Source organism: Lentzea sp. NBC_00516 (genome assembly GCF_036346835.1).
In the GTDB taxonomy this organism is placed as follows: Bacteria; Actinomycetota; Actinomycetes; order Mycobacteriales; family Pseudonocardiaceae; genus Lentzea; species Lentzea sokolovensis.
Genome location: NZ_CP107840.1, coordinates 7,368,335 through 7,392,776, shown reverse-complemented (window position 1 = coordinate 7,392,776; position 24,442 = coordinate 7,368,335). Strand labels below are relative to the sequence as shown.

Annotated in this window: 27 protein-coding genes; 10 read left to right on the top strand and 17 right to left on the bottom strand. The window is 69.5% G+C overall.

The genetic code is table 11. The features are described from left to right. The first annotated feature begins 58 nt into the window (after positions 1-58). From OG205_RS33810 to OG205_RS33790, 5 genes are read left to right on the top strand one after another with little or no spacing between them, the layout of a single operon-like run. A complete protein-coding gene (locus OG205_RS33810) occupies positions 59-1,336 on the top strand; it encodes an FAD-dependent monooxygenase (protein ID WP_330271980.1) in 1,278 nt (425 codons plus the stop codon). Then, entirely contained in the window at positions 1,279-1,848 is a 570-nt protein-coding gene (locus OG205_RS33805) for a TetR/AcrR family transcriptional regulator (RefSeq protein WP_330271979.1), read from the top strand. The genes OG205_RS33810 and OG205_RS33805 overlap by 58 nt, the downstream gene beginning before the upstream one ends. 38 nt (positions 1,849-1,886) lie before the next feature. Then, positions 1,887-3,032, top strand: coding sequence for a glycoside hydrolase family 18 protein (locus OG205_RS33800; RefSeq protein ID WP_330271978.1), 1,146 nt, complete (start codon positions 1,887-1,889; stop codon positions 3,030-3,032). Between the two features lie 3 nt (positions 3,033-3,035). Next, positions 3,036-3,236 (top strand): hypothetical protein, encoded by a 201-nt coding sequence (locus tag OG205_RS33795; protein WP_330271977.1) that lies wholly within the window; start codon positions 3,036-3,038, stop codon positions 3,234-3,236. 34 nt (positions 3,237-3,270) lie between these two features. After that, positions 3,271-4,707 (top strand): amidohydrolase family protein, encoded by a 1,437-nt coding sequence (locus OG205_RS33790; protein ID WP_330271976.1) that lies wholly within the window; start codon positions 3,271-3,273, stop codon positions 4,705-4,707. On the opposite strand, the gene OG205_RS33785 is transcribed toward OG205_RS33790, so the two are convergent. After that, a complete protein-coding gene (locus OG205_RS33785; protein WP_330271975.1) occupies positions 4,704-6,080 on the bottom strand; it encodes an FAD-binding oxidoreductase in 1,377 nt (458 codons plus the stop codon). The genes OG205_RS33790 and OG205_RS33785 overlap by 4 nt on opposite strands. Positions 6,081-6,237: 157 nt before the next feature. Between OG205_RS33785 and OG205_RS33780 the strand changes: the two genes are divergently transcribed. After that, entirely contained in the window at positions 6,238-6,906 is a 669-nt protein-coding gene (locus OG205_RS33780) for a DedA family protein (RefSeq protein WP_330271974.1), read from the top strand. Positions 6,907-6,910: 4 nt separating this feature from the next. Here OG205_RS33780 and OG205_RS33775 read toward each other — a convergent pair whose 3' ends face one another. Genes OG205_RS33775 through OG205_RS33760 form a run of 4 tightly spaced genes read right to left on the bottom strand, consistent with a single transcriptional unit; the run spans position 6,911 to position 10,987 of the window. Further along, positions 6,911-7,327, bottom strand: coding sequence for a peptidase inhibitor family I36 protein (locus tag OG205_RS33775; protein ID WP_330271973.1), 417 nt, complete (start codon positions 7,325-7,327; stop codon positions 6,911-6,913). Positions 7,328-7,373: 46 nt separating this feature from the next. After that, entirely contained in the window at positions 7,374-9,494 is a 2,121-nt protein-coding gene (locus OG205_RS33770) for an ATP-binding protein (protein ID WP_330271972.1), read from the bottom strand. A gap of 48 nt (positions 9,495-9,542) precedes the next feature. Next, positions 9,543-10,178: a nucleoside/nucleotide kinase family protein gene (locus OG205_RS33765; protein ID WP_093595565.1), complete on the bottom strand. Its 636-nt coding sequence runs from the start codon at positions 10,176-10,178 to the stop codon at positions 9,543-9,545. Next, positions 10,142-10,987, bottom strand: coding sequence for a PfkB family carbohydrate kinase (locus tag OG205_RS33760; protein ID WP_330271971.1), 846 nt, complete (start codon positions 10,985-10,987; stop codon positions 10,142-10,144). Before OG205_RS33760 ends, OG205_RS33765 begins: the two co-directional genes overlap by 37 nt. Positions 10,988-11,020: 33 nt before the next feature. Between OG205_RS33760 and OG205_RS33755 the strand changes: the two genes are divergently transcribed. Both OG205_RS33755 and OG205_RS33750 read left to right on the top strand, forming a co-directional pair. Beyond that, positions 11,021-11,998, top strand: a complete 978-nt coding sequence (locus tag OG205_RS33755; protein ID WP_330271970.1) for a LacI family DNA-binding transcriptional regulator — start codon at positions 11,021-11,023, stop codon at positions 11,996-11,998. After that, positions 11,992-12,723 carry a sugar phosphate isomerase/epimerase family protein gene (locus tag OG205_RS33750; protein ID WP_330271969.1) on the top strand — a complete coding sequence of 244 codons (732 nt, stop codon included), beginning with the start codon at positions 11,992-11,994 and terminating at the stop codon, positions 12,721-12,723. Before OG205_RS33755 ends, OG205_RS33750 begins: the two co-directional genes overlap by 7 nt. Here OG205_RS33750 and OG205_RS33745 read toward each other — a convergent pair. From OG205_RS33745 to pyrE, 4 genes are read right to left on the bottom strand one after another with little or no spacing between them, the layout of a single operon-like run. Next, the gene (locus tag OG205_RS33745; protein ID WP_330271968.1) at positions 12,713-13,810 is read right to left on the bottom strand and encodes a glycoside hydrolase family 76 protein; all 1,098 of its coding nucleotides are present in this window, start codon (positions 13,808-13,810) and stop codon (positions 12,713-12,715) included. The two genes, OG205_RS33750 and OG205_RS33745, sit on opposite strands and share 11 nt — an antisense overlap. Positions 13,811-13,835: 25 nt before the next feature. Further along, positions 13,836-14,513 carry a TrmH family RNA methyltransferase gene (locus OG205_RS33740; protein ID WP_330271967.1) on the bottom strand — a complete coding sequence of 226 codons (678 nt, stop codon included), beginning with the start codon at positions 14,511-14,513 and terminating at the stop codon, positions 13,836-13,838. Then, the gene (locus tag OG205_RS33735) at positions 14,473-14,841 is read right to left on the bottom strand and encodes a DUF2784 domain-containing protein (protein ID WP_330271966.1); all 369 of its coding nucleotides are present in this window, start codon (positions 14,839-14,841) and stop codon (positions 14,473-14,475) included. Before OG205_RS33735 ends, OG205_RS33740 begins: the two co-directional genes overlap by 41 nt. Before the next feature lie 59 nt (positions 14,842-14,900). Continuing rightward, positions 14,901-15,455: an orotate phosphoribosyltransferase gene (pyrE, locus tag OG205_RS33730; protein WP_442916847.1), complete on the bottom strand. Its 555-nt coding sequence runs from the start codon at positions 15,453-15,455 to the stop codon at positions 14,901-14,903. A 65-nt stretch (positions 15,456-15,520) separates the two neighbouring features. Between pyrE and OG205_RS33725 the strand changes: the two genes are divergently transcribed. Further along, entirely contained in the window at positions 15,521-16,072 is a 552-nt protein-coding gene (locus OG205_RS33725) for a hypothetical protein (RefSeq protein WP_330271964.1), read from the top strand. On the opposite strand, the gene OG205_RS33720 is transcribed toward OG205_RS33725, so the two are convergent. The 6 genes from OG205_RS33720 to OG205_RS33695 form a co-directional block, all read right to left on the bottom strand. Next, positions 16,073-16,525, bottom strand: coding sequence for a hypothetical protein (locus tag OG205_RS33720; protein ID WP_330271963.1), 453 nt, complete (start codon positions 16,523-16,525; stop codon positions 16,073-16,075). Then, positions 16,522-17,415, bottom strand: a complete 894-nt coding sequence (locus OG205_RS33715) for a WXG100 family type VII secretion target (protein ID WP_330271962.1) — start codon at positions 17,413-17,415, stop codon at positions 16,522-16,524. Before OG205_RS33715 ends, OG205_RS33720 begins: the two co-directional genes overlap by 4 nt. Next, positions 17,412-17,726 (bottom strand): hypothetical protein, encoded by a 315-nt coding sequence (locus tag OG205_RS33710; RefSeq protein ID WP_330271961.1) that lies wholly within the window; start codon positions 17,724-17,726, stop codon positions 17,412-17,414. The genes OG205_RS33715 and OG205_RS33710 overlap by 4 nt, the downstream gene beginning before the upstream one ends. A gap of 37 nt (positions 17,727-17,763) precedes the next feature. Next, on the bottom strand, positions 17,764-18,537 hold the full coding sequence (locus OG205_RS33705) for an SDR family NAD(P)-dependent oxidoreductase (protein ID WP_330271960.1): 774 nt from the start codon (positions 18,535-18,537) through the stop codon (positions 17,764-17,766). 55 nt (positions 18,538-18,592) lie between these two features. Further along, a complete protein-coding gene (locus tag OG205_RS33700) occupies positions 18,593-19,324 on the bottom strand; it encodes a hypothetical protein (RefSeq protein WP_330271959.1) in 732 nt (243 codons plus the stop codon). A gap of 82 nt (positions 19,325-19,406) precedes the next feature. Next, the gene (locus OG205_RS33695; protein WP_330271958.1) at positions 19,407-20,225 is read right to left on the bottom strand and encodes a helix-turn-helix transcriptional regulator; all 819 of its coding nucleotides are present in this window, start codon (positions 20,223-20,225) and stop codon (positions 19,407-19,409) included. Positions 20,226-20,336: 111 nt separating this feature from the next. Here OG205_RS33695 and OG205_RS33690 point away from each other — a divergent pair, with 111 nt between their 5' ends. Beyond that, complete coding sequence (locus OG205_RS33690; RefSeq protein ID WP_330271957.1) at positions 20,337-21,371, top strand: aldo/keto reductase; 1,035 nt, start codon at positions 20,337-20,339, stop codon at positions 21,369-21,371. Here OG205_RS33690 and OG205_RS33685 read toward each other — a convergent pair. Both OG205_RS33685 and clpB read right to left on the bottom strand, forming a co-directional pair. Further along, a complete protein-coding gene (locus OG205_RS33685) occupies positions 21,342-21,743 on the bottom strand; it encodes a hypothetical protein (protein ID WP_330278284.1) in 402 nt (133 codons plus the stop codon). The genes OG205_RS33690 and OG205_RS33685 overlap by 30 nt on opposite strands. Then, the gene (gene clpB, locus OG205_RS33680; RefSeq protein WP_330271956.1) at positions 21,743-24,325 is read right to left on the bottom strand and encodes an ATP-dependent chaperone ClpB; all 2,583 of its coding nucleotides are present in this window, start codon (positions 24,323-24,325) and stop codon (positions 21,743-21,745) included. Before clpB ends, OG205_RS33685 begins: the two co-directional genes overlap by 1 nt. Positions 24,326-24,442 lie beyond the last annotated feature (117 nt).

Genomic DNA, 24,442 nt, shown 5'->3' with positions numbered 1-24,442 from the left:
TTCCGGCAGGCGGGCTTTTCGCTGGCGCCGTTTGAATACAGGGCTGTACTGTATTCATATGGTCATCATTGCGGGGGCGGGTCCGACCGGCTTGGCGCTGGCGTGCGGACTCCGGAAGCACGGGGTGGAAGTGCGGGTCGTGGACGCGGCGGACGGGCCGGCCACGACGTCGCGAGCACTGGGGGTGCAGCCGCGCGGGGCGGAGGTGCTGGCGAGGCTGGGGGCGCTGGGCGACCTGCCGGCGAAGGCGATCCGGATGGAAGCGTTGCGGATCAACGGGCGCAAGCGGCTCGACCTGACGCCGATGCGCGACGCGGGGGCGTTGATCGCGTCACAGACGTGGGTGGAGCAACGGCTGCGGGACCGGCTGGCCGAACTGGGCGTGGCCGTCGAGTGGGGCACGCCGATCGCGTCGGTCCCGGTGCGCGGCGACGACTGGCTGGTCGGCTGCGACGGCGCGCACTCGGCGGTGCGCAAGATCGCGGGGATCTCGTTCGACGGCGAGGCGGTGATGGAGAACTTCCTGCTGCGCGACCTGCACGCCGACTGGGACCTGGACCGGTCCTCGCTGCACGTCTACGTCGAGGACGGGCACCTGACGGCTATCTTCCCGCTGCCCGGCAACGATCTCTGGCGGGTCATGTCGCCGGAGGGCGGGCGGTGGACGCCGGGGCCGATCGGCGCCGTGGACTGGGAGTCGACGTTCCGCATCCACCGGCGACTGGCCTCGGCCTACCGGCGCGGCAACGTGCTGCTGGCGGGCGACGCCGCGCACATCCACAGTCCGTTGGGCGGGCAGGGCATGAACACCGGTCTCGGTGACGCGGAGAACCTCGCCTGGAAGCTCGCGCTGGTGGTGCGGGGCAGGGCCGCCGCGTCGTTGCTCGACACCTACGAGGCCGAACGGCGGCCGGTCGCCGCGAAGGTGCTCGGGTCGACCACGCCGGCGACGCGGATCTCGATGGGCTCCGGACGCGCGACGCGGCTGGTGCGCGGCCTGCTGTTCCCGCTGCTGGGCCTTCCGCCGGTGCAGCGCGGTCTCCTCCGGTTCGCCTCGCAACTCGGCGTCCGCTACTCGGGGCCGGTGGGCGGGCCGCGGGTGCCGGCGTTCGCGCGGGTCGGCCGGTGGGTGCTGGCGGGGCCCTCGACGTGCCTGGAGGTGGCGCGGGAACGGCTCGGGGACGTCGTGCACCATGAACGCGCCGGCGACACGCTGCTGGTGCGTCCCGACGGACACCTGGCGTGGCGCGGTCCGTCTTCCCCGGAGAGGCTTTCTGCGTGGCTGAACGAAGTGCTGGGCGTCCCCGCGACCCCGAGGCTGACAACGCGATCCTGACGGCCGCCTTCGAGCTGTTCCTGGAACGCGGCCTCGACGGCACGTCGATCGAGCAGGTGGCCAAGCGCGCGGGCGTCACCCGCGCGACGGTCTACCGCCGGTTCGCCACCAAAGAGGAACTGCTGTTCAGCGTGATCGAGCTGCCGCGCGACGTCGTGGCGCTCGATCCCGCGCGCATGGCCGTCTCCTCGGAGGAGGAGATCATCAAGGGCTGGGCCGCACTGATGTCGACGGGCGAGGCGGTCCAACTGCTGCGCCGGATCATCGGCGCGTCCGCGGACAACTTCGGGTTGATGCAGCGGTACTGGGAGCTCTTCATCGCGCCGCGCCGGGCGGTGCTCAAAGACCTGGTGCGTCCCGGTTTTCCGCCCGGAACCGACATGGACGTCGTCGTGGACATGGCCGGAGGTGCGCTTTTCTACCGCGCACTGACCCGCCCGGAACACAACACACCGGACGAACTGGAGACCTATCTCCACAAGGTGTTGCACCAGGTCGGCTATCGGCCCTAGGTTGCTAGTGGTCTGGACCACCTGGGTGGAGGCCACCGATGTCGTTGTTCCGCAAGGGAGTGGCGGTCACACTGGCCGCGCTTTCCGTCTCAGTTGGCATCGGTGTCGCCGACGCCTCGCCCAAGAAGATCGTGGGCGCCTACTACGGAAACTGGTACAGCGACTCGAAGCCGATCTCGTCGATCCCCACGACCACGCCGATCACGCACCTGTTCTACGCGTTCTCCCTCATCGAGAACGGCAAGTGCGTGATGCCGGCGGAGACCGCGCCCAAGGACTTCGCGGACATCCGGGACCTGAAGAAGCGCAAGCCTTCGCTCAAAGCGCTGATCTCGCTGGGCGGCTGGGGTGCGGGCGGGTTCTCCGACGCCGCACTGACTCCCGCCTCGCGCAGGACGCTCGTTCAGTCCTGTGTGGACTTGTTCTTCCGCGACGGCACGTTCGACGGCATCGACATCGACTGGGAATTCCCGGTCTACGGCGGCCCGGTGGAGATCACGGACCGTCCCGCGGACAGGCGCAACATGACGCTGCTGACCCGCGACTTCCGCAAGGCGCTGGGCTCGCGCAAGCTCGTCACCGCAGCGCTACCCGCCGGCCGTCTGCAGACCGACGGGCCGTACGACGTGGCGAAGTCGTTCGAGCTGCGCGAACTGTCGCGGATCATGGACTTCATCAACGTCATGACCTACGACCTGGGCACCGGTTTCTCGCCCGTGTCCACGTTCAACGCCGGTTTCCGCGAGGTCGCCAACGACCCGATGCCCGCCGCCGACCGCAGGTGGAACAACGTCGTCGGCGCCATCGACTACTACCAGCGGCACGGCGTCTCGCCGCGCAAGATGGTGCTCGGCACCCCGTTCTACGGCCGTGGCTTCAACGTGAAGACCGAAGGCCCGCAGCACGGCCTCTACCAGGCCTATGACAGCGCGTTCTGGGTCGACGGCTACGACGAGGCGTTGAAGCTGAAGGCGACTCCTGGCTGGAAGGAGTACTGGCACCCGGTCGCGCAGTCGCCGTGGCTGTACAACGCGGCCGAGAAGAAGTTCGTGTCGTACGAGAACCCGCGGTCGATAGGGATCCGCGCGGACTTCGCTCGCGCACGTGGTCTGCTCGGCACGTTCATGTGGGAACTCGGGCACGACGACGCCCAGTACTCACTTCTGAAGGCCATGTCCCGCTAGGTGATGCGTCAGGAAGAGGACCGCGTCGCGTTGCTGCGCCAGGCTTTGCGGAGCCGGGACGCGTGGCAGGTGTCGGCCGCGCTGGACTACGTCGCCGAGAGGCTGGATCCCGAGCAGCGCGCGGCGCTGGTGCCCGAACTCGACGAACTGAGCACCACTCCGCTCTGGGCGTCGGCGGCACGGGAAGTGCTCGAAAGGATTTGAGCCTCCCGTAACGTCAAGGTGTTGGTTGAACGGCATGACCGACACCACTCGACGTGAAGTGCTGGGATGGCTGGCCGGACTCGGTGCGGCAGCGGGCGCGGGCCTGCTCCTGCCCGGTCAGGCCGGTGCGTCCACGAACGTCACCGCGTTGCGCGACGTCACCCTCATCGACTCGTCCGGCGTTCGACCCAAAGCGACGATCGTGCTGGCGGACAACAAGATTCTCGCCGTCGGCTCGTGCGACCTGCCGTTGCCGCGCGGCTCCACGGTGCTGAACCTCGCCGGCAAGTTCGTCATCCCCGGCCTGTGGGACATGCACGTGCACGGCGCGTACCTGGACCGGATCACGTTGCCGCTGTGCCTGGCGAACGGCGTGACGGGCATCCGCGAGATGTTCGGTTTTCCGCAGATCTACGAGCTGCGAGAACGGATCGAGCGAGGCGAGGTGTTCGGGCCGCGGCTGATCGTCGGCAGCACGATCATCGACGGACCGCACTCGCCGGTGACCGGCGCGTTGATCGTCACCACGCCCGACGAGGGCCGCCAGGCCGTGCGGGACGCGAAGAGGCAGGGCGCCGACCTCGTGAAGGTCTACTCGAACCTCGACCGTTCGTCGCTCGCCGCCATCGCGGACGAGTGCTCGAAACAGGCCATCACGTTCGCCGGACACTGCCCCACCCTGGTACCGCTGGGCGACGCGAGTGACCTGGGCCAGCGCACGTTCGAGCACATGTACGGCCTTCCGCTCGCCACCAGTGCGCGGGAAACCCAGCTGCGCCAGGCAATCGCGGACCTGCCGATCGATCCGGCGAACCCGTTCGGGCGGTTCATGAAGGTGCTGGAGTTCGAACGGCAGGCAACGCTGTCGCACAGCCGAAGCAAGGCCGCACAGCTGGCGAAACGCTTGCAGCGCAACAACTCCGCGCTGGTTCCGACGATGGTCACGATGCGAGTGTTCTCCAGCCCGGCCGACCGGTTCGCGAACGACCCGAGGATGAAGTACGCGCCGGTGTTCTACCGGGACTTCTGGCGTGAGGCGGTGAAGGGCTGGGCTCCGGTGACCGACCAGGAGATCAGGCAGCAGGCCGAGTTCCTGCGGCGCCGCATGGACCAGGTCGCCGAGATGCACGCCCACGGCGTCGAGGTCCTGGCCGGCACGGACGCGGGCAACCCGTACACGTTCCCCGGCTTCTCGCTGCACGACGAGCTGGAACTGCTGGTCGACGCGGGCCTGTCCCCGAAGGCGGCGCTCAGGGCCGGCACGCGAGGCGGCACGGTGAAGCCCGGCGAGGCCGCGAACCTCGTCGTGCTCGACGGCGACCCGCTCAAGGACATCCGCAACACGCAACGGATCCACACCGTGCTGACCCGAGGCAAGGTCCTCGGGCCTGCCGAACGGCGGCAGATGCTCGCGGACGTGGAGAAGGCCGCTCAGGAGCCGATCGCCACGGCCGCGCGCACCTGTTGCTAGAGACTGAACATCGAACCGGGGTTGAACAGGTTCTCCGGGTCCAGCGCGCGTTTGATCTCGCGGTGGACCCGGAGGCCGACCGGTCCGATCTCCTTCGCCAGCCACTCGCGCTTGATCTTGCCGATGCCGTGCTCGCCGGTCACCGTGCCGCCGAGCGAGAGCCCGACCGCGAGGATGTCGTCGAACGCCTTCTGGGCTCGCGCGAACTGGTCGGCGTCCGTGGGGTCGTAGACGATCGTCGGGTGCATGTTGCCGTCGCCCGCGTGGCCTACGACGGCGATCTTGAGGCCGACCTCCTTGGAGATGTCCTCGCAGCCCTGGATGAGCTCGGCGATGCGGGTGCGGGGCACGCACACGTCGTCGGTCAGCCACGAGCCGTAGATCTCCAGCGCGGTGAGCACGGCCCGGCGCGCGGTCAGCAGGTCGCGGCCCTCGTTGACGTCGTGGGTCGCGTAGACGAGGTCGGCCTCCAGGCAGATCTCCTCGATCTTCTGGAGCTCGTGCCTGGCCTGCTCGCCGCCCGCGTCGGACTGGCAGATCAGCAACGCCGCGCAGCCGGGGCCGGCGCCGATCTCGGTCTTCAGGTACTGCTCGACGGCCTCGATCGAGGTGCGGTCCATGATCTCCATCAGGGACGGCACCAGGCCCTCGCGGACGATCCGGCTGACCGCGGCGCCGGCCGTGGTGGTGCTGCTGAACGCGGCGACCAGCGTGGCGGGAGCCTGCGGCAGGGGCCTCAGGGCGAGCGTGGCCTTGGTGATCACGCCCAAGGTGCCTTCCGAACCGATGAAGAGCTTGGTGAGGTCGTAGCCCGCGACGCCCTTGACCGTGCGGCGGCCGGTCCGCAGCACCTCGCCGTCGGCCAGCACGACCTCCAGTCCGAGCACCGAGTCGGTGGTCACGCCGTACTTCACGCAGCACAGGCCGCCGGCGTTGGTGGAGAGGTTGCCGCCGATCGTGCACCAGTCGTAGCTGCTCGGATCCGGCGGATAGAACAGGCCGTCCTTCTCGACGGCGCCGCGCAGGTCGAGGTTGACCACGCCGGGCTCGACGACGGCCAAGCGGTTGTCGGTGTCGATCTCCACGATCGCGTTCATCTTGGTCGTGACCAGCACGACGCAGCCCTCGATGGCGTTCGCGGCCCCGGACAACCCGCTGCCCGCACCACGCGGAACGATCGGGACGCGATGGCTCGCACAGGCTCTCACCACGGCCTGGACCTGCTCCGTGTTCAGCGGGAACACCACCGCCAACGGGCTGCCGTGCGGCGCCAACGGCATCATGTCGCGCTGGTAGCTCGCGGTGACATCGGCATCGGTCAGGACACCCGAGTCACCCACGGCGGTGCGGAGTTCAGCGAGCAGGCTCTCCATAACCTCCCACGCTAGCCCGATTCGACTGGTTCACTCGATGGTGATCTCAATCGAAGGGAGTTCACGCAGTGACTCAGCGTGCTCAATCCAGATTTCGCCCACCCGTTAACCCGATGTCGCCGTGCCGCTCGCACAGCACGACGTAGGCTGGCTCACCGTGGCGCATGCTTTCGCCTCGCTGGAGACCGCGGGTCCGTTGGCCGTTTGGGTCATCGTGCTGAGCTTCATCTTCGTCGAGTGCGCTTTCATCTTCGGGCTCTTCCTGCCCGGTGACTCGCTGCTGTTCGCGGCCGGTGTGGTGCTGGCTACGCACAACAGCGAGTTGTCGGCATGGCTGCTGTCCCTCGCGGCTCTGATCGTGGCCGTCGTCGGCAACCAGGTCGGCTACTTCATCGGCCGGAGCACCGGCACGCGCGTGCTCGCCCGCAAGGGCGGCAAGGTGCTGAACCGGCAGAACCTGAAACGCGCGGGCGACTTCCTCGACCGGCGCGGTTTCTGGGCCGTCGTGCTCGCCCGCTGGATCCCGTGGATCCGCACGCTGGCACCGATGATCGCGGGCGCGGCCCGGATGGACCTCCGTCGATTCACGCTGGCCACGACCATCGGTGCGATCGCGTGGGTGCCGACGCTGGTGCTGGCCGGCTACTACGGTGCTGGCGTCCTGCAGACGTTCCCGTGGCTCGAGACGGCGGCGATCGTCGTCAGCATCGCGTTCTTCCTGGGCGGCACAGGCTGGGGCATCTGGCGCTACCGCCAGGAGATGGCGAAGCCGATCGACGAGACCAGCGAAGACCTGGAGCACGTCAGCCACCCGCAGGCGCGCTGATCCGTCAGAGGAACAGGTGCGACGCGTTGTCGAACAACGTCTTGCTCAGGTCCCGGCAGCTCTCCGCGGGAATGGTGTCGTACGGGCCCTCGTGGTAGCTGTTGAAGTACACGCGCACGGCCTTGGATCGCTTGTTGCACGCTGAAGCCGCGTTGTTCTTGACGCATTCGCCGTAGCCGGCCTGGCCTGACGTCCTGAACTCGTAGCACGTCGGCTGCGAGGTGCCGTAGTTCTCGATCGACGTCGTGAAGTCCGACAGCGATCCGAGGCTTTCCTGGGCCCAGTACAGGCAGAACTCGTTGTTGTCGCACTTGCCGTCGCGCGCCGCGGCCGAGGCGGCGGGCGCGGCCACGGCGACGGCCACGGCGGCGAGTGCACCGGCGACGGCCGTCCTGGCGAGGCTCCTCGAGAAGTTGTTCATGCCGTTGATGGTTGCGAGAACGCAAGGACCTCGACAGCGACAACCTCTACGAAGAACCTCCACATTTCGCGAGGTGCTGCCGCAGGCTCGCCTGCCGTCTCAGGTCGCCGTGCCGCTCGGCGATGCCCAGGCCGCGGCGCAGCGTCTCGGCCGCCGCCGCACGATCCCGGCGCAGCAGGTGCACCAGCCCCAGCTCCTCCAGGCACGCCACCTCGCCGGTCGCGTCTCCTCCCTCGCGGAACAGGTGCAGGCTTCTGGCCAGCGCCGTCGCGGCGTCCTCCGTCCGGCCTGACCGGCGGTGCAGCGCGCCGATCCGGTGCAACACGCCCGCACAGACGCGTTCGTCGCTCTCCTCGGAGCTCAGCCGCAGGCTGTCCAGGTAGCAACGGAGCTCGCGCTCGTGGTCGCCGCGCTTGCCGTAGGCGCTGCCCAGCTGTTCCAGGACCGCGGCCTCGACGCACTTCAGCCCCAGTTCGCGCGCCACGACGAGGCTCTCCTCACCGGTCTCGACGGTGTCCATCACCTCGCTGAGGTTGGTGAGGCAGACCGCCACCCCGTTGGCGTCGCCCAGCTCCCGGAACGAGGCCAGGGCGCGGCGCAGGTGGCCGGCGTCGCCCAGCGCGACGCCCAGGTCCATCTCGACGATCGCGTGCGCCAGCGGGTCGCTGGTCGCGGGCAACGCCAGCCCGCACAGCTCGGCCCAGTCCGCGCGATGGCCGCGGCTCAGGTAGTACGGGAACAGTCCGGTCGCGAGCCGGACCAGCGCCTGCGCCGGCACACCGGGCGTCCGGCAGAGGTCGGCCAGGTGCGAGCGGTGCTCGTCGAGCCACGCGAAGGCCGCCGCGGCCGTGGTGAAGTCCGGTGCGCCCGCCGTCCACGCCGGGTCGGCCCAGGTCCCGCGGAAGCTGTGCGGCACGGCCAGCGCCACCGACCGCCACGCCACCGCGACGAACAGGCCGGCGACCCGGCCCAGCGCCTCGGGATCCGCGGGCCGTTCCCGCGCGTAGGTCCGGACGAGGTCGTGCATCCGGTAGCGGCCGGGCGTGGTGGCCTGCATCAGGTGCAGGTCGGCCAGCCGTTCCAGCACCAGTTCGGCGGCGAGCCCGTCCACGTCGAGCAGACGGGCGGCGACCGGCAGCGAGATGTCCTCGAAGACGCCGAACCGCGTGAACGCGCTCTGGTCGGAAGGGTCCAGCTGGTCGACGGACACGGCGAAGCTCGCCCGGATTCCGGCGTCGTCGCGGTCCAGCTCGTCGAGCCTGCGCACGGCCAGGCGGCGCGCGAGGTGGGCGACCGGCCAGGCAGGGCGGGACGCGAGCCGGGCACCGGCGAGGTGGACGGCGAGCGGCAGCCGTCCGCACTGCTCCACCACCTGCACCGCCGACGACGGGTCGGCGCCGATCCGTTCCGGTCCCGCGTAGGCCGCGAGCAGGTCGAGCGCCTCGCGTTCGGGCAGCACGTCCAGCCTCAGGTGATGGGCCTGCGGCAGGGTGTCCATGGCCCGGCGGCTGGTCACGACCGCCGCGCAGCCGACGGTGCCGGGCAGCAGCGGCTGGATCTGGCCGGCCGTCGCCGCGTCGTCGAACACGAGCAGCACCCGCCGCCCGGCCAGCGCGGACCGGAACCGCGCGGCCGTCTCGGCCAGCGTTCCGCCGTGGTCGGGCCGGCCGAGCGCGCGCAATAGCTGCCCCAGCGCGTCCTCCGGCTGCAGGCTCGCGCGCAGGTCCAGGTAGAGCTGGCCGTCGGGGAACAGGTCACCGACCTGATGGGCCACGTGCAGCGCGAGCGACGTCTTGCCGACGCCCGCCATGCCCGAGACGACCACCACGCCCGACCGTTGCACCAGGCCGGTCAGCTCGGCGACCTCGGCCTCCCGCCCGGAGAACCGCACCGGCGCGGCGGGCAGTTGCCGGACCGGTGCGCACGACGCGCGACGCGGTCTGGGTGTGCGGGCGGCGGCCGCGGCGAACTCGGCCCGTTCGTCCGCGCCCAGGCCCAGCGCGTCGGCGAGCCGGAGCACCGTGGCGCGATGGGGATGGCGCCGGTCGCCCCGTTCCAGGGAACCGATGGCCTGACCGCTCAGGCCCGCCTTCTCGGCCAGCGCCTCCTGGGTGAGCCCGACGGCGATCCGGTGGTGGCGTAACAGGATTCCTAGCGCAGAGTCCACGGTTCATCCCCCCGCGGCAGAGCACGCACGGACCGGCGATCCGGTTGCCTACAGGACTTCGGTGATCAGCAGGTCCGCCGATCCCTTGGACGAGTTCACCATCAACGCGTTGACGTGGTCTGTGCCGTGCAGCACGCGTTCCTCCGCCTCCGACAGGGTGCGCCCGTACCGCAGATGGCGGTCGATCAGCCGTTGCACGCGCACGTCCTCGTCGATGAACAGGAACCACGCCTCGTCCAGGATGATCCGGACGCGTTTCCACTTGTCGTAGTTGAGCAGCAGGTAGTTGCCCTCGGTGACGACGAGCGGGACGTCCGGGTGCACCGGCACGGCGCAGGCGACCGGTTCCTCGATCTCGCGGCGGAACTCCGGCGCGTAGATCATGTCCGGCCCGCACGCCTTGATCCGGCCGAGCAGGTCCACGTAGCCGGGGATGTCGAACGTGTCGGGCGCGCCCTTGCGTTCCACCAGCCGCAGCCGTTCGAGCTCGCTCTGCGCGAGGTGGAAACCGTCCATCTCGACCAGCACGGCCTGGCCGTCGAGTGCCTCGACGAGCCGCCGCGCGAGTGTCGACTTGCCCGAACCGGGTGCGCCGCCGATGCCGAGAATCTTGCGCTCACCCTGATCGGTGAGAACTCGAGCCCGTTCTAGCAGCTCGTCGAACCTGACCTGCTGTCCTGCCACCGCGCCAGCTCCTCAACCCAGTCCCCGACCGCACCGACGCGAACGGCGGCCGCCTCCGAGGCGAACCCGATGGCGGCCACCGGGTCCGTCCCTGACGCGAGCGCGTAGGCGTACGCGCCGTGCCAGACGTCGCCGGCACCGTTCGTGTCCTTCACCTCCGCCGCGGGCACGGGCAGCTCTCCCGACGAGCCGTTCCGCGACCAGGTGACCGGCCTCGCACCTTGCGTGCGAATGACCAGCGGCACCCCGTAGGAGTGCACCTCGGCCTCGGACCGCTCGAACCCGTGAGAGCAGGCGGCCACGTCCACCAGCGGCAACAGGTGATCGAGGACAGGTTTCCAGCTCCCGGCGTCGAGCACCACAGGCAATCCCAACGCTTTCGCCTGCCGGGCGACGGGGATCACGAGGCCCTCATGGTGTCCGTCCAAGAGCACCACGTCCGCGGCGGCCAGAAGATCGGTCAAATCCGGCGCCTCCACCGGCACCGACGCGTTGCGCGAGACGACCGTGCGCTCCCCATCAGCGTCTCTGACGACGACCATGCTCACGGGCGTCGTGCCCGGCACCGCGGTCACTTGAACCGGTTCCAAGGAAGCCCTGACGAATTCACCCAGTGCGTCGGCACCCAACGCGGTGAGCAACGTCGCCCGTCCGCCCAGTGCCGCGACCGCGCGGGCCGCGTTGGCCGCCGGACCGCCGGGCGACAGCACCGCGCCGAGCGAGCGGATCTTCTGGCCCGGTTCCGGGAAGGCGTCCACCCGTTGGGTCACGTCGAGAGTTGTGAGCCCGACACACAGCACGGCTGCCATCTGGGCTTCCTCCAAACGGGTAAGGTCCGAGCCATGGTCACCATGCGGGATGTAGCGGCTCTCGCGGGAGTCTCCATCACCACGGTGTCACACGTGATCAACGAGACGAGGCCGGTCGCAGGGGACACGCGTGAGCGCGTCCAGAAGGCGATCGACGAGACCGGGTACACGGGGGACGCGATCGCGCGTTCGCTGGTCATGGGCGGCACCAAGTCGCTGGGCCTGGCCGTGTCACTGGTCTCCCACCCGTACTTCGCCGAGCTGATCGCCGCCATCGAGTCCGAGGCGACTCGCAACGGCTATTCGCTCGTGCTGATCGACACGAGAGACACCCCCGAGTCCGAGCAGACGGCGGTCAGAACGCTGCGCTCGCGAAGAGTCGACGGGTTGCTGCTCACACCGTCCGCCGGCACCGGGGGAAGCCTCGTGCTGCCGGAGCTCAAGCGGCTGAACATCCCCACCGTGCTGGTGGACCGGCTGACCGTGGCCAAGGACATCGACCAGGTCGGGCCGGAGAACGTGCAGGCCACCTCGGGTCTGGTGAAGCACCTCGCGGAACTGGGTCACCGGCGGATCGGCATCGTCTGCGGCCAGGTGGGCGTGGCGACGACCGAGGAACGCATCCTCGGCTACCGCCTCGGCCTCGGCCGCGCGGGCCTGAAGTGGGACGAGGCCCTGGTCTCGCAGAGCGGCTGGCTCGCGCCGCTGCTCGACCAGGAGGACCCGGCCACGGCCGTCGTCGCGGCGGACCACCTCGTCACGGTCGGCATGCTGCACGAGGCCCGCGCCCGCGGCCTGAAGCTCGGCACCGACCTGGCCGTCGTCGCCTACGACGAGGTCGAGTGGGCCACGTTGATCGAACCGCCGCTCACCACGCTGGCCCAGCCGGTCGAGGAGATCGGGCGGACCGCGGTGAAGCTGCTGCTCTCGCGCATCGCGAACCCGGAAAGGCCGCCGGAGACCATCCGGCTCGCGCCCTCGCTGCGGCACAGGCAGTCCTGCGGATGCTGATCCCCGGACTCGTCTCGGTGACGTTCCGGCAGCTCACGGTCTCCGAGATCGGTGAGCTGGCGACGGAGTGCGGGCTGCGGGCCGTCGAGTGGGGCGGCGACGTGCACGTGCCGCCCGGCGATGTCGCGGCGGCACGGCGGGCTTTGGACACCGGCTTGAAGGTGGCCGCGTACGGGTCGTACTACCGCGCCGGTGTCTCCGATCGTGCCGACCTGGCGCCGATCCTGGAGACCGCGGCCGAACTGGACGCGCCGTTCGTGCGGGTCTGGGCCGGCACCGCGGGATCGGCCGAGTGCCCCGACCGCGGTCCGGTGATCGAGGCGCTGCAGCACGCCGTGGAGCACGCGGACGCGCTCGGCACGAAGATCGCGCTGGAGTACCACCCGAACACGCTCACGGACACGCTCGACTCGGCGGTGCAACTGCTCGACGAGGTCGACGGCGTGGTGTCGTACTGGCAGCCGCGCGGGGGCCAGGACGTGTTCTCCGCCGTGCACGAGGTGCGGACGCTGGAACCGGTGACGGCGCACGTCTTCTCGTGGGGCCCTGGCGGTTTCAAGGAGCGGTTCCCGCTCGCCGAGCGCCGCGACCTGTGGAAGCCGGTGCTGACCGAACTGGCGCGTGATGGCGTCGAACGCAACGCGCTGCTGGAGTTCGTGCTCGACGACTCGCCGGAGCGGTTCCGCGAGGACGCCAGGACGTTGCTGAGCTGGCTCAGGCAGTAGCGACGTTCAGGCCGTGCCGTTCGAGCAGGGCGGCCGCCTCCAGGCACATCCAGCCACCGAGCTGGACGGACAGGTCGCGGCCCTCCTTCTCGTCCGCCGGGACCGTCCACTCCGGACCGAACAACGGGCCGCTCACCGCCATCACGCGGTTGTTCCACGCCGCTTCCGCCGACTGGACAACGAGTTCCCTGGCCAGATCGGCGGTCTCGTGCCGCTCGGGGTCGAGGTCGGGGATCGTCAGCGCGGCCTCGGCGAGGTAGCGCGTCAGAATCCCCGCGAACAGGCCGCCGTCCCCACCGCCCTGGCCCCGGATCACGCCGTTGGTGGCGAGGTCGTCGTGCACGGCGGTGATCGTGCGGGCGGCCTTGTCGAGCCACTTGTCCTGCTGGCCGTGCTTGGCCAGTTCGACGCACGCGCCGATCAGAACCCCTTGGCAGTACGTGTAGATGTTCTTCTCGTACTCGCGGATCTCGCCGTTGGGGTGGACGTGCAGGCCGTCCCACGCGAGACCGTTGCCAGGATCGACGAGGTGCTCCTCGACCCAGTCCACGATGGACCGTGCGCGGGCGAGATCGGTGCGTTCGTTCTGGCGCGCCAGGAAGATCGCGGCCGGGCCGTTCGCCGGGACGTTCTTGAAGTCGTCGTTGCGCTTCCACCAGATGCCGCCACCGGCGTGGTCGGTCCAGCCGTCCCGCAGCCGCACGGCGATCGCGTCGAGCGCCTTGGGCTTCGCGACGCCGACCTCGTTCTGGGCGCGCTGCAGGGCGAGGCCGAGCCACGCGATGTCGTCGTAGAAGTCGTTGGTCCAGCCCAGGACGTTGCGCACCCTGATGCCCCGCACGACCTTCGCGACGGCCGCCTTGCGCAGCTCGTTGGGCGAGCGCAGGTAGCCGTCGACCATGCAGTCGAGCAGGTGCGCCTGCCACCAGTAGTTGAAGCTGGTGTGGATCTTGTCCCTGAAGAGCGGGGGCCACGCCCGCGCCCCGAGAAGCGTGCCCGGCACACCCCAGACCCGCCGAAGGTGCCTGGAGTACACCGCGCGCTCCGCGACACCCGCGCGTGCCGCCAGCAGTTTCGCGATCACCACCAGATCATCGTGCGCGCTTGACCGATCAAGAAGCTCGGTGAATCACCCAGTGGTAGAGGCCCATGGCCACAGAAGTTGTGAGGTTGTAACTGCTGACCTTCTCGCGCATGGGCAGCCGGACGATCCTGGACGCCTTCTCGCGGACCTCGGCGGACAGGCCGTGGCGTTCCGAGCCGAACGCCAGCACGGCGTCGTCCGGGATCGGGCCTTTCAGCAGGTCACCGTCCGCGTCGAACGCGATGAGCTCACCCGCGAAGTCGAGGCTGTCGACCTTGGCGACCGGCAGCGCGAAGTGCAGCCCTGCCGATCCCCGCAGCACGTTGGGGTGCCACGGGTCGACGTCACCGGTGGAGATCACGCCACCCGCGTCGAGGCCGGCGGCCACCCGGATCGCGGCACCGAAGTTGCCGAGGTTGCGCGGGTTGTCGAGCAGGACGATCGGAGCGTCGCGGTCGAACGCCAGTTCAGGCTTCTCCGCGAACCCCGCCACACCCGTCGGGTGCGTGCGGCCGACACGGAGCTTGAAGTGGTTCTGGTCGACCTCCGTGGCAGCCGCGAACCGCTCGCGCAGATCAGGTGCGTGCGTCTCGGCGAGGCTGATCGCGCCGGCGAGGTCCGTCGTGATCAGCGGGTGCACATCGGCGCCGAAGCGCAACGCGTGCTTAACAGCGTGAAAGCCTTCGAGCAGCACGGTGACCAGCATAGAAGCCGACCCACGAGATGATCACGATCGACCCCAGCACCAGCTGGACCAGCGTCGACGCGCTCTCCGGGTACCAGACGCCGTCGATGTAGTGGTCGATGAAACCCGTACCCAGCGGCGGCATGCCTGCCTCGGCGCGGAAGTACTCCTCCGCGGTCGTCAGCGGGCACGTCACCGGCACCAGCAGACTGAGGATCGCCCACGCACCGATCGCCAGGTGCGGGTAGATCACGCCGCGCCACCGCCATGCCGCGTACCCGCCCACGAGCAGAAACGCCAGCACCGCGAAGTGCAACGTCATGACCGCCTCAGCGAACAATCTGGCCATTCGCACCACCCCGTCCTCCAGCCTAGGACGGGGTGGCTCAATGCGCTCTCGATAAAACCTCAGGCGAGCCCGAGATCGTTCAGGTCGAGCAGGTAGCGGTACGGCAGACCCTCGGCCTCGATGGCCTCCTTGGCGCCCGTGCCGCGGTCGACGACGGTGGCGACGCCGATGACGTCAGCACCGTGTTCGCGCAGCGCAGCAACGGCCGTGAGCACCGAACCGCCGGTGGTGGAGGTGTCCTCGACCGCGAGCACACGCTGCCCACGCACGTCGATGCCCTCGATCTGCCGCTGCAGGCCGTGCGCCTTGTTCGCCTTGCGCACGACGAACGCGTCGAGCACGTCACCGTCGGCTCCGGCGGAATGCATCATCGCGTAGGCGACGGGGTCCGCGCCGAGCGTCAAACCGCCGACCGCGACGAAGTCCCAGTCGGACGTGAGCTGCCGCAGCAGCCTGCCGATCAACGGGGCCGCCGCGTGGTGCAGCGTCGCCCGCCGCAGGTCGACGTAGTAGTCGGCTTCCTTGCCGCTGGAGAGGGTCACCTTGCCGTGCACCACGGCCAATTCGCTCACAAGACGAGCGAGTTCTGACTTCGCGTTCGCGTCCAAGACCACTTCAGTTCGCACGGGTCGTCAGCTTCGCACACCCTCGCCGTCGCTGCCTCGTACCCTGCATCACTGTGAGCACCCTCTACGTCGAACAGCCGTGGACCTCCATGAGCCTGTTGTTCCGGCCGCACTACCGGGTGGAGGTGTTCGACGAGCACGACACGCCGGTCATGGTGGTCAGGGAGCGCGGCGGACCGGGCCTGCAGCGGCCGTTGCGGCACACCGGGTTCTCCGGCTGGACGACGTTCGACCTCGACGTGGTCGCGCCGCACGGCCAGCCGATCATGCACATCGCCAAGCAGTTCGGACGACGCCCGCACGTGCGGGTCAGCACCCCGGCCGGCCAGTTGATCGGGACCATCAAGACGCACGGCGCGTGGAAGCAGTCGCTGCACGACCCGAACGGTCAGCAGCTCTGCTTCTTCGGCGACATCGGACGGATCGACACCGGCGCACGGGCCAAGCGCCACGGCAAGCGCGTCCGCCGGGACCGCGTCCAGATCAACCCTCAGGTCACCGAGCCGCTGCGCTCGCTGGCGACCGCCTGCGCGGTCGCCTTCGACGTCGTTCGCGGCACCGGGACCCGCCACACCAGCAGTGGCGGCGTGGACTGGCCCGTCTGACTACCAGGCGTCCTTGCGGAAGTGGCTCGGGCCGTCGTCCTCTTCGTCGTCGTCACGACGCGGCCTGGGCGGCGGCTGCGGGGTGGGGTTGCCCGACTCGATGATGTCGTCGATGTCCTGGCCCTCCTCGATCGCGCGGTAGGCGCGCTGGAGGTCGGGAACGCCGACCGCGAGCGCCTGCTGCACGCCGGGGTCGTTCACCGCGCGGCCCGCCGCCACGTCGGCCCAGGACATCTCGCCGGCGTCGACGCGCCGCTGGAGGTCCTTGAGCTCCTTCGGCGCGCCGGGCGACTTCGCGAACCGTTCGATCGCGGCGAGGTCCTGTTCGGAGAGTCCCCGCGACCGGCGCTGCACCTGCGAGGCGGCCGTCGCGACCTTGCCCAGGTCGTCGATCCGGGAGTCGACCTCGGAGAACAGCGCCTGCAGCCGCGCCTGGTCGTAGGGGAACGTCACTGCTGACCCCCGCCAGTGGGTGCGGGTGCCGGAGCGGGCGCGGGAGCCGGGGCGGAACTGGAACGGCCCGACGCGGCGGAACCGGCCTTGCCGAGGCTGTAGGCGCCGAGGCCGACACCGATCGCGCCGGACTTCGCGGCGGACACACCGTTGTCGAACTTCTGCTTGCCGTCCTGCACGCCGTCGACGACGTCCAGCGCGTCGTTCACGTCCCTGACGTCCTTGAGCTTCATCAGCGCCGTGCCCATCGCGACGATGCCGTCGACCATGCCCTTGACGCCCTCGATCAGCGTCATGATCGACTGGATGATCTTGCGGATCGCGTCGACGATCTGGATGGCGTCGTAGACCATCCACACCGCGCGGCCCCAGCCGACGACCGGGATCACCGCGGTCATGGCGGCTTCGAGCAGCATCGTGCAGAGCTTGTCGAGCAGGAACAGGGCGATCTTCGTGGCCGACCGGCACGCCGAGGCCATCGACTGGAACTTGTTGCCGATGATCCGGGCGACCTGGGAGTCCGCCTCGATCGCGATGACCCACATGGTGTCCATGCGGCGCTCGAACGCCTGCGCGGCACCACCGTTCCAGTGCGGGTTGAGCTGACCGACACCGTCACCGACGTTGTGTCGCACGGAGTCCAGCGCCTTGGCGACCTGGTCCCACGCGTTGGCGTTGGCGTCGATCTTCTCGAAGTCGCCGACCAGCGGGCTGATCAGCGACTCGATCAGGTTCTCGCCGGTGACCTTCTCGTAGATCCAGTTGACGCCCTGGAGCTTCCAGCCGGCGGCCTCGATCAGCTCCTTGGTGGTCTGCCGGCCAGGGCGGTTCTCCGCGGCGGCGCTGAGCGCGACCGACGGGTCCTGGACGTCCGCGTACGCCGTGGTCATCGGCCACCTCCCGCACCCTGGATCAGCTTGAGGCCGTACTGGTCGACCTTCTCGTAGGAGTCCGCCGTCTTCCTCAGGGCGTCGGCGTCCTTGAGCATCGTCTTGTTGGCGAAGTCCAACGTCTCCCCGTAGAGACTCGCGACACCGGTCACGACGGGGTGCAGCAACGTCAGCAGGCCGGTGAACCCGCTGGTGTCACCGCCCTTGGAGATCGCGTGGTCCTTGATGGTCAGGAAGTGCCGGGCGTTGCGGTCCAGCAGTTCGCTGTACCCGCGCAGCTCGTCCGGTTCGACATGGAACTGTTCGCTCACGACGGCTCCGACGCGCCGTTAGGCCGAACGGTTCCGCTCAGGTGCGACCGCGACCGCCGGCGAACCGCGACGCCATCCTGCGCACGAACGGCCGCGGCAGCAGCCTCGTGATGGTCACGATCGCCTTGTACTGGAGGCCGGGGATCGACAGCGGCTTGCCCCGCCGCAGGTCGCGCAGGGCCTCGTGGACCAGTTTGTCGGCGTCGACGTAGAGCCAGGCCGGCGTCTTCGACATGTCGATCTTCGCGCGCTGGTGGAACTCGGTCTTCACGAAACCGGGGGCCAGCGCCATGATCCGCACGCCGGTGCCCTCGGCCGCGAGCGACATGCCCTCGGAGAACGTCGTCACCCACGCCTTGTCGGCGCTGTAGCTGGTGCCGCGGCCGGGCAGGAAGCTGGCGACGCTGGACACGTTGATCACGTCACCCTTGCCGCGCGCGATCATCGCCGGAATGGCGGCCCTGCTCAGGCGCAGCACCGTGGCGACGTTGACGTCCAGCTGGGCCTGGAGCTTCTCCATGTCGGCGGCGAAGAACTCGCCGGTGTTCGCGAAGCCCGCGTTGTTGACCAGCAGGTCGACGGCGGACTCGGCCAGCCGCTTCTCGACCCTGAGCCGGTCCTCGTGGTCGCTGAGGTCGGCGGGCAGGACGTCGACGTGGACGCCGTGCCGGTCGTGCAGCTGCTTCGCGAGTTCCTCGAGCGCGGACGCGGTGCGCGCGACCAGTACGAGGTCATATCCCTCGGCCGCGAGCCTGCGGGCGAAGGCGGCCCCGATCCCGACGGTCGATCCGGTCACCAGTGCGGTTGGCATGCCACCGAACGGTAGTCGGAAAGCCGGTGATCACCCAACGTCCGGCGGGCTCCGGTCAGGGCTTGCGGCCGAACGACGGCCGGTAGACCTCGCCACCCTCGTCGTCCTCCGACACCGGTTCCTCCCGCTCGGAGGGGTCCGGGTCGAACGGGTCGATGACGTCCGCCAGCTCGCCGACGTCGCGCAGCAGCCGTTCGAGGCGCGCGGGCGACGAGTTCGGCGGGGCCGCGGCCAGCACCCAGTCGTTCTCCATCCAGACGACCGTGACGTCGCCACCGATCTCCTCGGCGGCGTCGATCAGGTCGGGCGTGATGATCTTGCGAGCCGCCGGGACGTCCGTGACGAACGCGTACCGCGAGCCCACCGGCCCGAGCAGGTCGGGCATCGGCATCTTGTCGTTGTCGCGCTGGAACGGGACCGTCGACAGCCACAGTTCGATCACCACCGACAGCGCTTTGCGGCAGCGCACGCCGACCAGCACGGAGTTGACCTTGCCGCCTGTCTCGTGATCGAGCACGTAGACCTGCCTGCGGCCGTCCGCGGTGAAGGTGGAGCCCGCGACGACGTCACGGGCGAGACCCGTGCCGTAGTACGCGATGGCTCCCGCTTCCCAGCGGGTCGGCAGCACGTGGTCTGTCTCCTCGAACTGCCAGCCACGCAGGGCAGCCCAACGGCGCCGTTCACGATTACGCGCGGTTCGTTGCGCCCGGTCGGTCGCGAGCAGGGCAAACCCCGCCACGCCCGCCACCGCGGCGACGGTGAACCAGACCCACGCCGGTATGCCCACAGCCAGAGCCTAGTGGGTCGGGGGCGAGGAACGAAGATCACTTCCGCGCGTCGTGACCGGGACGTGCCTTTCCTCAGGTCAGTTACTGACGCAGGCCGTCCATCGCCGCCTGGCTCGCGTCGTCCGCCGCGCGGAAGATCACCAGCAGCTGACCGGGGTCCTGAAGGGACGTGAGCGTCTCGAACCGCAGGGCGATCCGACCTGCGCTCGGATGCCGCATCACCTTGTCCCCGCGGCCGTTGAGCCGGACGTCTCCCGCGGCCCACAGCCGCGCGAACTCCTCGTCGCCGGTGACGCACTCGGCGATGAGGTCGGCCAGCACCTGGTCCTCGGGATGCGCGGCCCAAGCGGCGCGCAGGTGGGCAACGCCGTCGCGCACGGTCCGGTCGCGGTCGACGTAGCGCTCCCGGATCTCCGGATGCAGCAGGCACAACCAGATCGCGTTGCGCCGCGAGGGCGGCAGGGTGTCGAAGTCCACGAGCACCTTCGCCATCTCGCTGTTCCACGCGAGGAGGTCGAAGCGGTGGTTCATCACCATGGCGGGCCGCGGCGCCAGGTCGGCGACCAGTCCGGCCAGCGACGGGTCCGCCTCGGTGGCGGCCTCGTCCTCGCCACGGGGCCGTTGCCGGGCAAGGCCGAAGAGGTAGGCGCGTTCGTCGCCGGTCAGGCGCAACGCACCGGCCAGCGCCTCGACCACGTCCGCGGAAGGCCTCAGCCCCCGCGCCTGCTCCAGCCGCACGACGTAGTCGACGCTCACGCCGGCCAGCTCGGCCACTTCTTCGCGACGCAGCCCAGGAGTCCGCCGCTGCCGGCGTGAGGGAAGGCCGAGATCCCGCGGGTCCAGCCGTTCGCGCCTGCTCCGCAGGAACGCGGCCAGCTCGTGCGTCACGTCGGTGACCATGGCCGGTGCAACAGTCCGGGTAGGACTCGTGTTCCCAGGAAGTTCCTTCCCTTACCCCCGGCTCCCGGTGATCACAGGCTGGTGCCACACCACGAACACGGGAGAAACACCATGTCGCTCGACACCTACCGGCTGATGGGCCGCTCCGGGCTGCGGGTCTCACCGCTGGCACTGGGCACCGCGACCTTCGGCAACGAGTGGGGCTGGGGCTCCTCGCCGGAAGACGCGCGGAGGCTGTTCGAGATCTACGTGGAGCGCGGCGGCAACTTCATCGACACCGCGGCCTCCTACGGCGGTTCCGAGGAGCTGCTGGGCGAACTCACCCAGGACCGGCGCGAGAGCCTGGTGCTGGCGACGAAGTACTCGACGCTGCGCACGCCCGGCGACCCGAACTCCGGTGGCTCGCACCGCAAGAACCTGTTCGCGTCCGTCGAGAACAGCCTGCGCCGGCTGCGCACGGACCACGTCGACCTGCTGTACGTGCACGTGTGGGACGTGCTGACGCCGTTCGAGGAGGTTCTGCGCGGCCTGGACGACCTGGTCAGGCAGGGCAAGGTCCTGTACGTCGGGATGTCCAACACCCCGGCCTGGGAGATCTCCCGCATGCAGGCGGTCGCGGACCTGCGCGGCTGGTCGCCGCTGGTCGCGCTGCAGATCGAGCACAGCCTCATCAACCGCGGCGGCGAACGCGACCTCATCCCGATGGCGCGGGCGCTGGGGCTGGGCGTGTCCCCCTACTCACCGCTGGGCGGCGGCGTGCTGTCCGGCAAGTACTCCAGCCCCGACCCCGGCTCCGGTGAGAGCAACCGCAGGAGCTTCAACGCCGGCCTGGGCATGGTCACCGAACGCACGCTCGCCATCGCCGACGTCGTGCGCGAAGTGGCTGTGGAGGTGGAACGCACGCCCGCCCAGGTCGCGCTGGCGTGGAGCGTGTGGCGGCCGGGCGTGACGGCACCCGTCATCGGCGCCCGCACGCCCGAGCAGTTGCTGGGGAACCTGGATGCGTTGGAGGTCGAGCTGACCGGCGAGCAGGTCGCACGTCTCGACGAGGTCAGCGCGATCGACCTCGGCTATCCGCACGACCTGCTCGGCGGCGACCACATCCGCACGGTGATGTCAGGCGAGCTGACGATCGAAAGCCGCTGAAGAGTGGGGCACCACGACGACCTGGTCCGCGTCCTCGTACACGACGCGGCCGGGATCGTCGCTGGTCAGTCGCTCCCACCGCACCCCGTGCGCATCGAGGAGGGCGAGATAACCCGGCAGACGTTCCTCCAGGTGTGTCGCCTCCACCTTGAACCACGCGCGGGCACCGGGGTTGACCTCCCGGTCGTAGACCGTCGGATCGACCGTCGACGGATCGGTGTAGGCGGCGTTGTACCAGGCGTTGTTGACGCGCACGAACTCTTCTTGCTCCGCGGTGAGCTCACCGCGCCGGCGCAGGCCGTTCACCAGTCCGAAGACTCCGGAGAAGTTCCCGTTGGCGTTGGCCTGCGCCGCCTGATACCTCACGTACATCACGCGGTGCGGCCCACGATCAGTCCGCTGTTGTCGTCCAGCACGTCGACCCGCACGGTGTCGCCGTCCCGCACCTCACCGGCGAGCAACTCCTTGGCCAGCTGGTCACCGATCGCCGACTGCACCAGCCGGCGCAACGGCCGGGCGCCGTAGATCGCGTCGAAACCGTTCAACGCCAACCAGTCCCGGGCCGACGGCGTGACCTCCAGCGTCAGGCGACGGGCCGCGAGCCGGTCCGCCAGCCGGGTGATCTGGATGTCCACAATGGACGTCAGCTCCTCGGTGGCGAGCGCGTGGAACACCACGACGTCGTCCAGCCGGTTCAGGAACTCCGGCTTGAAGTGCCGTTGCACCACGGCCATCACGGCGTCCTTGCGTTCCCGCTCGGTCAGCGACGGGTTCACGATGGTCTGCGAACCCAGGTTCGAGGTGAGCACCAGGATCGTGTTGCGGAAGTCGACGGTGCGGCCCTGGCCGTCGGTCAGGCGGCCGTCGTCGAGCACCTGCAGCAGCACGTCGAAGACGTCCGGGTGGGCCTTCTCCACCTCGTCCAGCAGCACGACCGAGTACGGGCGGCGGCGGACCGACTCGGTGAGCTGGCCGCCCTGGTCGTAGCCGACGTAGCCGGGAGGCGCGCCGACCAGGCGGGCCACCGAGTGCTTCTCGGAGTACTCGCTCATGTCGATGCGGATCATCGCCCGCTCGTCGTCGAACAGGAACCCCGCCAGCGCCTTCGCGAGCTCGGTCTTGCCGACGCCGGTGGGGCCGAGGAACAGGAACGAGCCCGTCGGGCGGTCCGGGTCCGCGACTCCGGCGCGCGTGCGGCGCACCGCGTCCGACACGACCCGCACCGCTTCGGCCTGGCCGACGACCCGGCGCGCGAGTTCGTCCTCCATCCGCAGCAGCTTGGCGGTCTCACCCTCCAGCAGGCGGCCGGCCGGGATGCCGGTCCACGCCGCCACGACGTCCGCGACGTCGTCAGGGCCGACCTCCTCCTTGAGCATCGCATCGTCCTGTGTGGACTCCGCGGCGACGGAGAGTTCCTTCTCCAGCTCGGGAATCCGGCCGTAGCGCAGTTCGGCGGCGCGTCCGAGGTCGCCATCGCGCTCGGCCCGTTCGGACTCGCCGCGCAACGACTCCAGCTGCTCCTTCAGGCCGCGCACGCGGTCGATGGAGCCCTTCTCGTTCTGCCACCGAGCCGTCAACGCGGACAGCTCCTCGCGCTTCTCCGCGAGTTCGGCGCGCAGGGCGTGCAGCCGTTCGACCGACGCCAGGTCGGACTCCTTGGCCAGCGCCATCTCCTCGATCTCGAGGCGGCGCACGGCACGTTCGACGGTGTCGATCTCGACGGGCCGGGAGTCGATCTCCATGCGCAGCCGGGACGCGGCCTCGTCGACGAGGTCGATGGCCTTGTCCGGAAGGAAGCGCGCGGTGATGTAGCGGTCGGACAGCGTGGCGGCGGCGACGAGGGCGGCGTCCGTGATGCGCACGCCGTGGTGCACCTCGTAGCGCTCCTTGAGCCCGCGCAGGATGCCGACCGTGTCCTCCACCGACGGCTCGCCGACCAGCACCTGCTGGAAGCGGCGTTCCAGGGCGGCGTCCTTCTCGATGTGCTGGCGGTACTCGTCCAGGGTCGTGGCACCGACCATGCGCAGCTCACCGCGGGCCAGCATCGGCTTGATCATGTTGCCGGCGTCCATCGCCGACTCACCGGTCGCGCCGGCACCGACGATCGTGTGCAGCTCGTCGATGAACGTGATGACCTGCCCCGCCGAGTCGGTGATCTCCTTGAGCACGGCCTTGAGCCGCTCCTCGAACTCACCGCGGTACTTGGCGCCCGCGACCATCGAGCCGAGGTCCAGGGACACGACCTTCTTGCCGCGCAACGACTCTGGCACGTCACCAGCCACGACGCGCTGGGCCAGGCCCTCGACGATCGCCGTCTTGCCGACGCCGGGCTCGCCGATCAGCACGGGGTTGTTCTTGGTGCGCCGCGACAGCACCTGCACGACCCGGCGGATCTCGGCGTCACGGCCGATCACCGGGTCGAGCTCGCCCTTGCGCGCGCGTTCGGTCAGGTCGACGCCGTACTTCTCCAGCGCCTTGTAGGTGCCCTCGGGATCGGCCGACGTCACCCGCGCCGAGCCGCGCACCTTCGCGAAGGCCTCGGTCAGCGCGTCGGGCGTCGCACCGTGCCGCCGCAGCAGGTCGGCCACCTGGCCACCGTGCTGCGCGAGCCCCACGAGCAAGTGCTCGGTGGACACGTACTCGTCACCCATCTCGGTGGCGAGCTCCTGGGCCTTGCCGATCACCCGCACGGCGTCGCGCGAGAACTGCGGAGCGGACACGGTCGAGCCGGACGCGCTCGGCAACGAGCGGGAGAGCTGCTCCAGCTCCTTGCGCACCTGGGCGGGGTCGGCACCCACGGCCGACAGCAACGGGGCGGTCAACCCGTCCGTCTGCGCCAGCAGTGCACTGAGCAGGTGCACGGAACCCACGTCCGGGTTCCCGTTCAGCGTCGCGGCCTGCACCGCCGCGGACACGGCCTGCTGCGTCTTGGTCGTCGGGTTGAAAGCGTCCATTCCTCCACCTCGTGGTCAGCCTCCAGCATGGACCATCATCCCGCACAACGTCAGAAAAGTTGAGCGTGTTCCGCTCAACCTTGAAATCGGTCCAGATCACACGCCGGCTAGGCGAAG

Bases quoted from the DNA above. Each gene is read 5' to 3' on its own strand.
- OG205_RS33810 (WP_330271980.1), top strand. From the start codon at position 59: ATGGTCATCATTGCGGGGGCGGGTCCGACCGGCTTGGCGCTGGCGTGC.
- OG205_RS33800 (WP_330271978.1), top strand. From the start codon at position 1,887: ATGTCGTTGTTCCGCAAGGGAGTGGCGGTCACACTGGCCGCGCTTTCC.
- OG205_RS33795 (WP_330271977.1), top strand. From the start codon at position 3,036: ATGCGTCAGGAAGAGGACCGCGTCGCGTTGCTGCGCCAGGCTTTGCGG.
- OG205_RS33790 (WP_330271976.1), top strand. From the start codon at position 3,271: ATGACCGACACCACTCGACGTGAAGTGCTGGGATGGCTGGCCGGACTC.
- OG205_RS33785 (WP_330271975.1), bottom strand. From the start codon at position 6,080: ATGGAGAGCCTGCTCGCTGAACTCCGCACCGCCGTGGGTGACTCGGGT.
- OG205_RS33775 (WP_330271973.1), bottom strand. From the start codon at position 7,327: ATGAACAACTTCTCGAGGAGCCTCGCCAGGACGGCCGTCGCCGGTGCA.
- OG205_RS33760 (WP_330271971.1), bottom strand. From the start codon at position 10,987: ATGGCAGCCGTGCTGTGTGTCGGGCTCACAACTCTCGACGTGACCCAA.
- OG205_RS33755 (WP_330271970.1), top strand. From the start codon at position 11,021: ATGGTCACCATGCGGGATGTAGCGGCTCTCGCGGGAGTCTCCATCACC.
- OG205_RS33750 (WP_330271969.1), top strand. From the start codon at position 11,992: ATGCTGATCCCCGGACTCGTCTCGGTGACGTTCCGGCAGCTCACGGTC.
- OG205_RS33740 (WP_330271967.1), bottom strand. From the start codon at position 14,513: ATGCTGGTCACCGTGCTGCTCGAAGGCTTTCACGCTGTTAAGCACGCG.
- OG205_RS33735 (WP_330271966.1), bottom strand. From the start codon at position 14,841: ATGGCCAGATTGTTCGCTGAGGCGGTCATGACGTTGCACTTCGCGGTG.
- OG205_RS33715 (WP_330271962.1), bottom strand. From the start codon at position 17,415: ATGACCACGGCGTACGCGGACGTCCAGGACCCGTCGGTCGCGCTCAGC.
- OG205_RS33705 (WP_330271960.1), bottom strand. From the start codon at position 18,537: ATGCCAACCGCACTGGTGACCGGATCGACCGTCGGGATCGGGGCCGCC.
- OG205_RS33695 (WP_330271958.1), bottom strand. From the start codon at position 20,225: ATGGTCACCGACGTGACGCACGAGCTGGCCGCGTTCCTGCGGAGCAGG.
- OG205_RS33690 (WP_330271957.1), top strand. From the start codon at position 20,337: ATGTCGCTCGACACCTACCGGCTGATGGGCCGCTCCGGGCTGCGGGTC.
- OG205_RS33685 (WP_330278284.1), bottom strand. From the start codon at position 21,743: ATGTACGTGAGGTATCAGGCGGCGCAGGCCAACGCCAACGGGAACTTC.
- clpB (WP_330271956.1), bottom strand. From the start codon at position 24,325: ATGGACGCTTTCAACCCGACGACCAAGACGCAGCAGGCCGTGTCCGCG.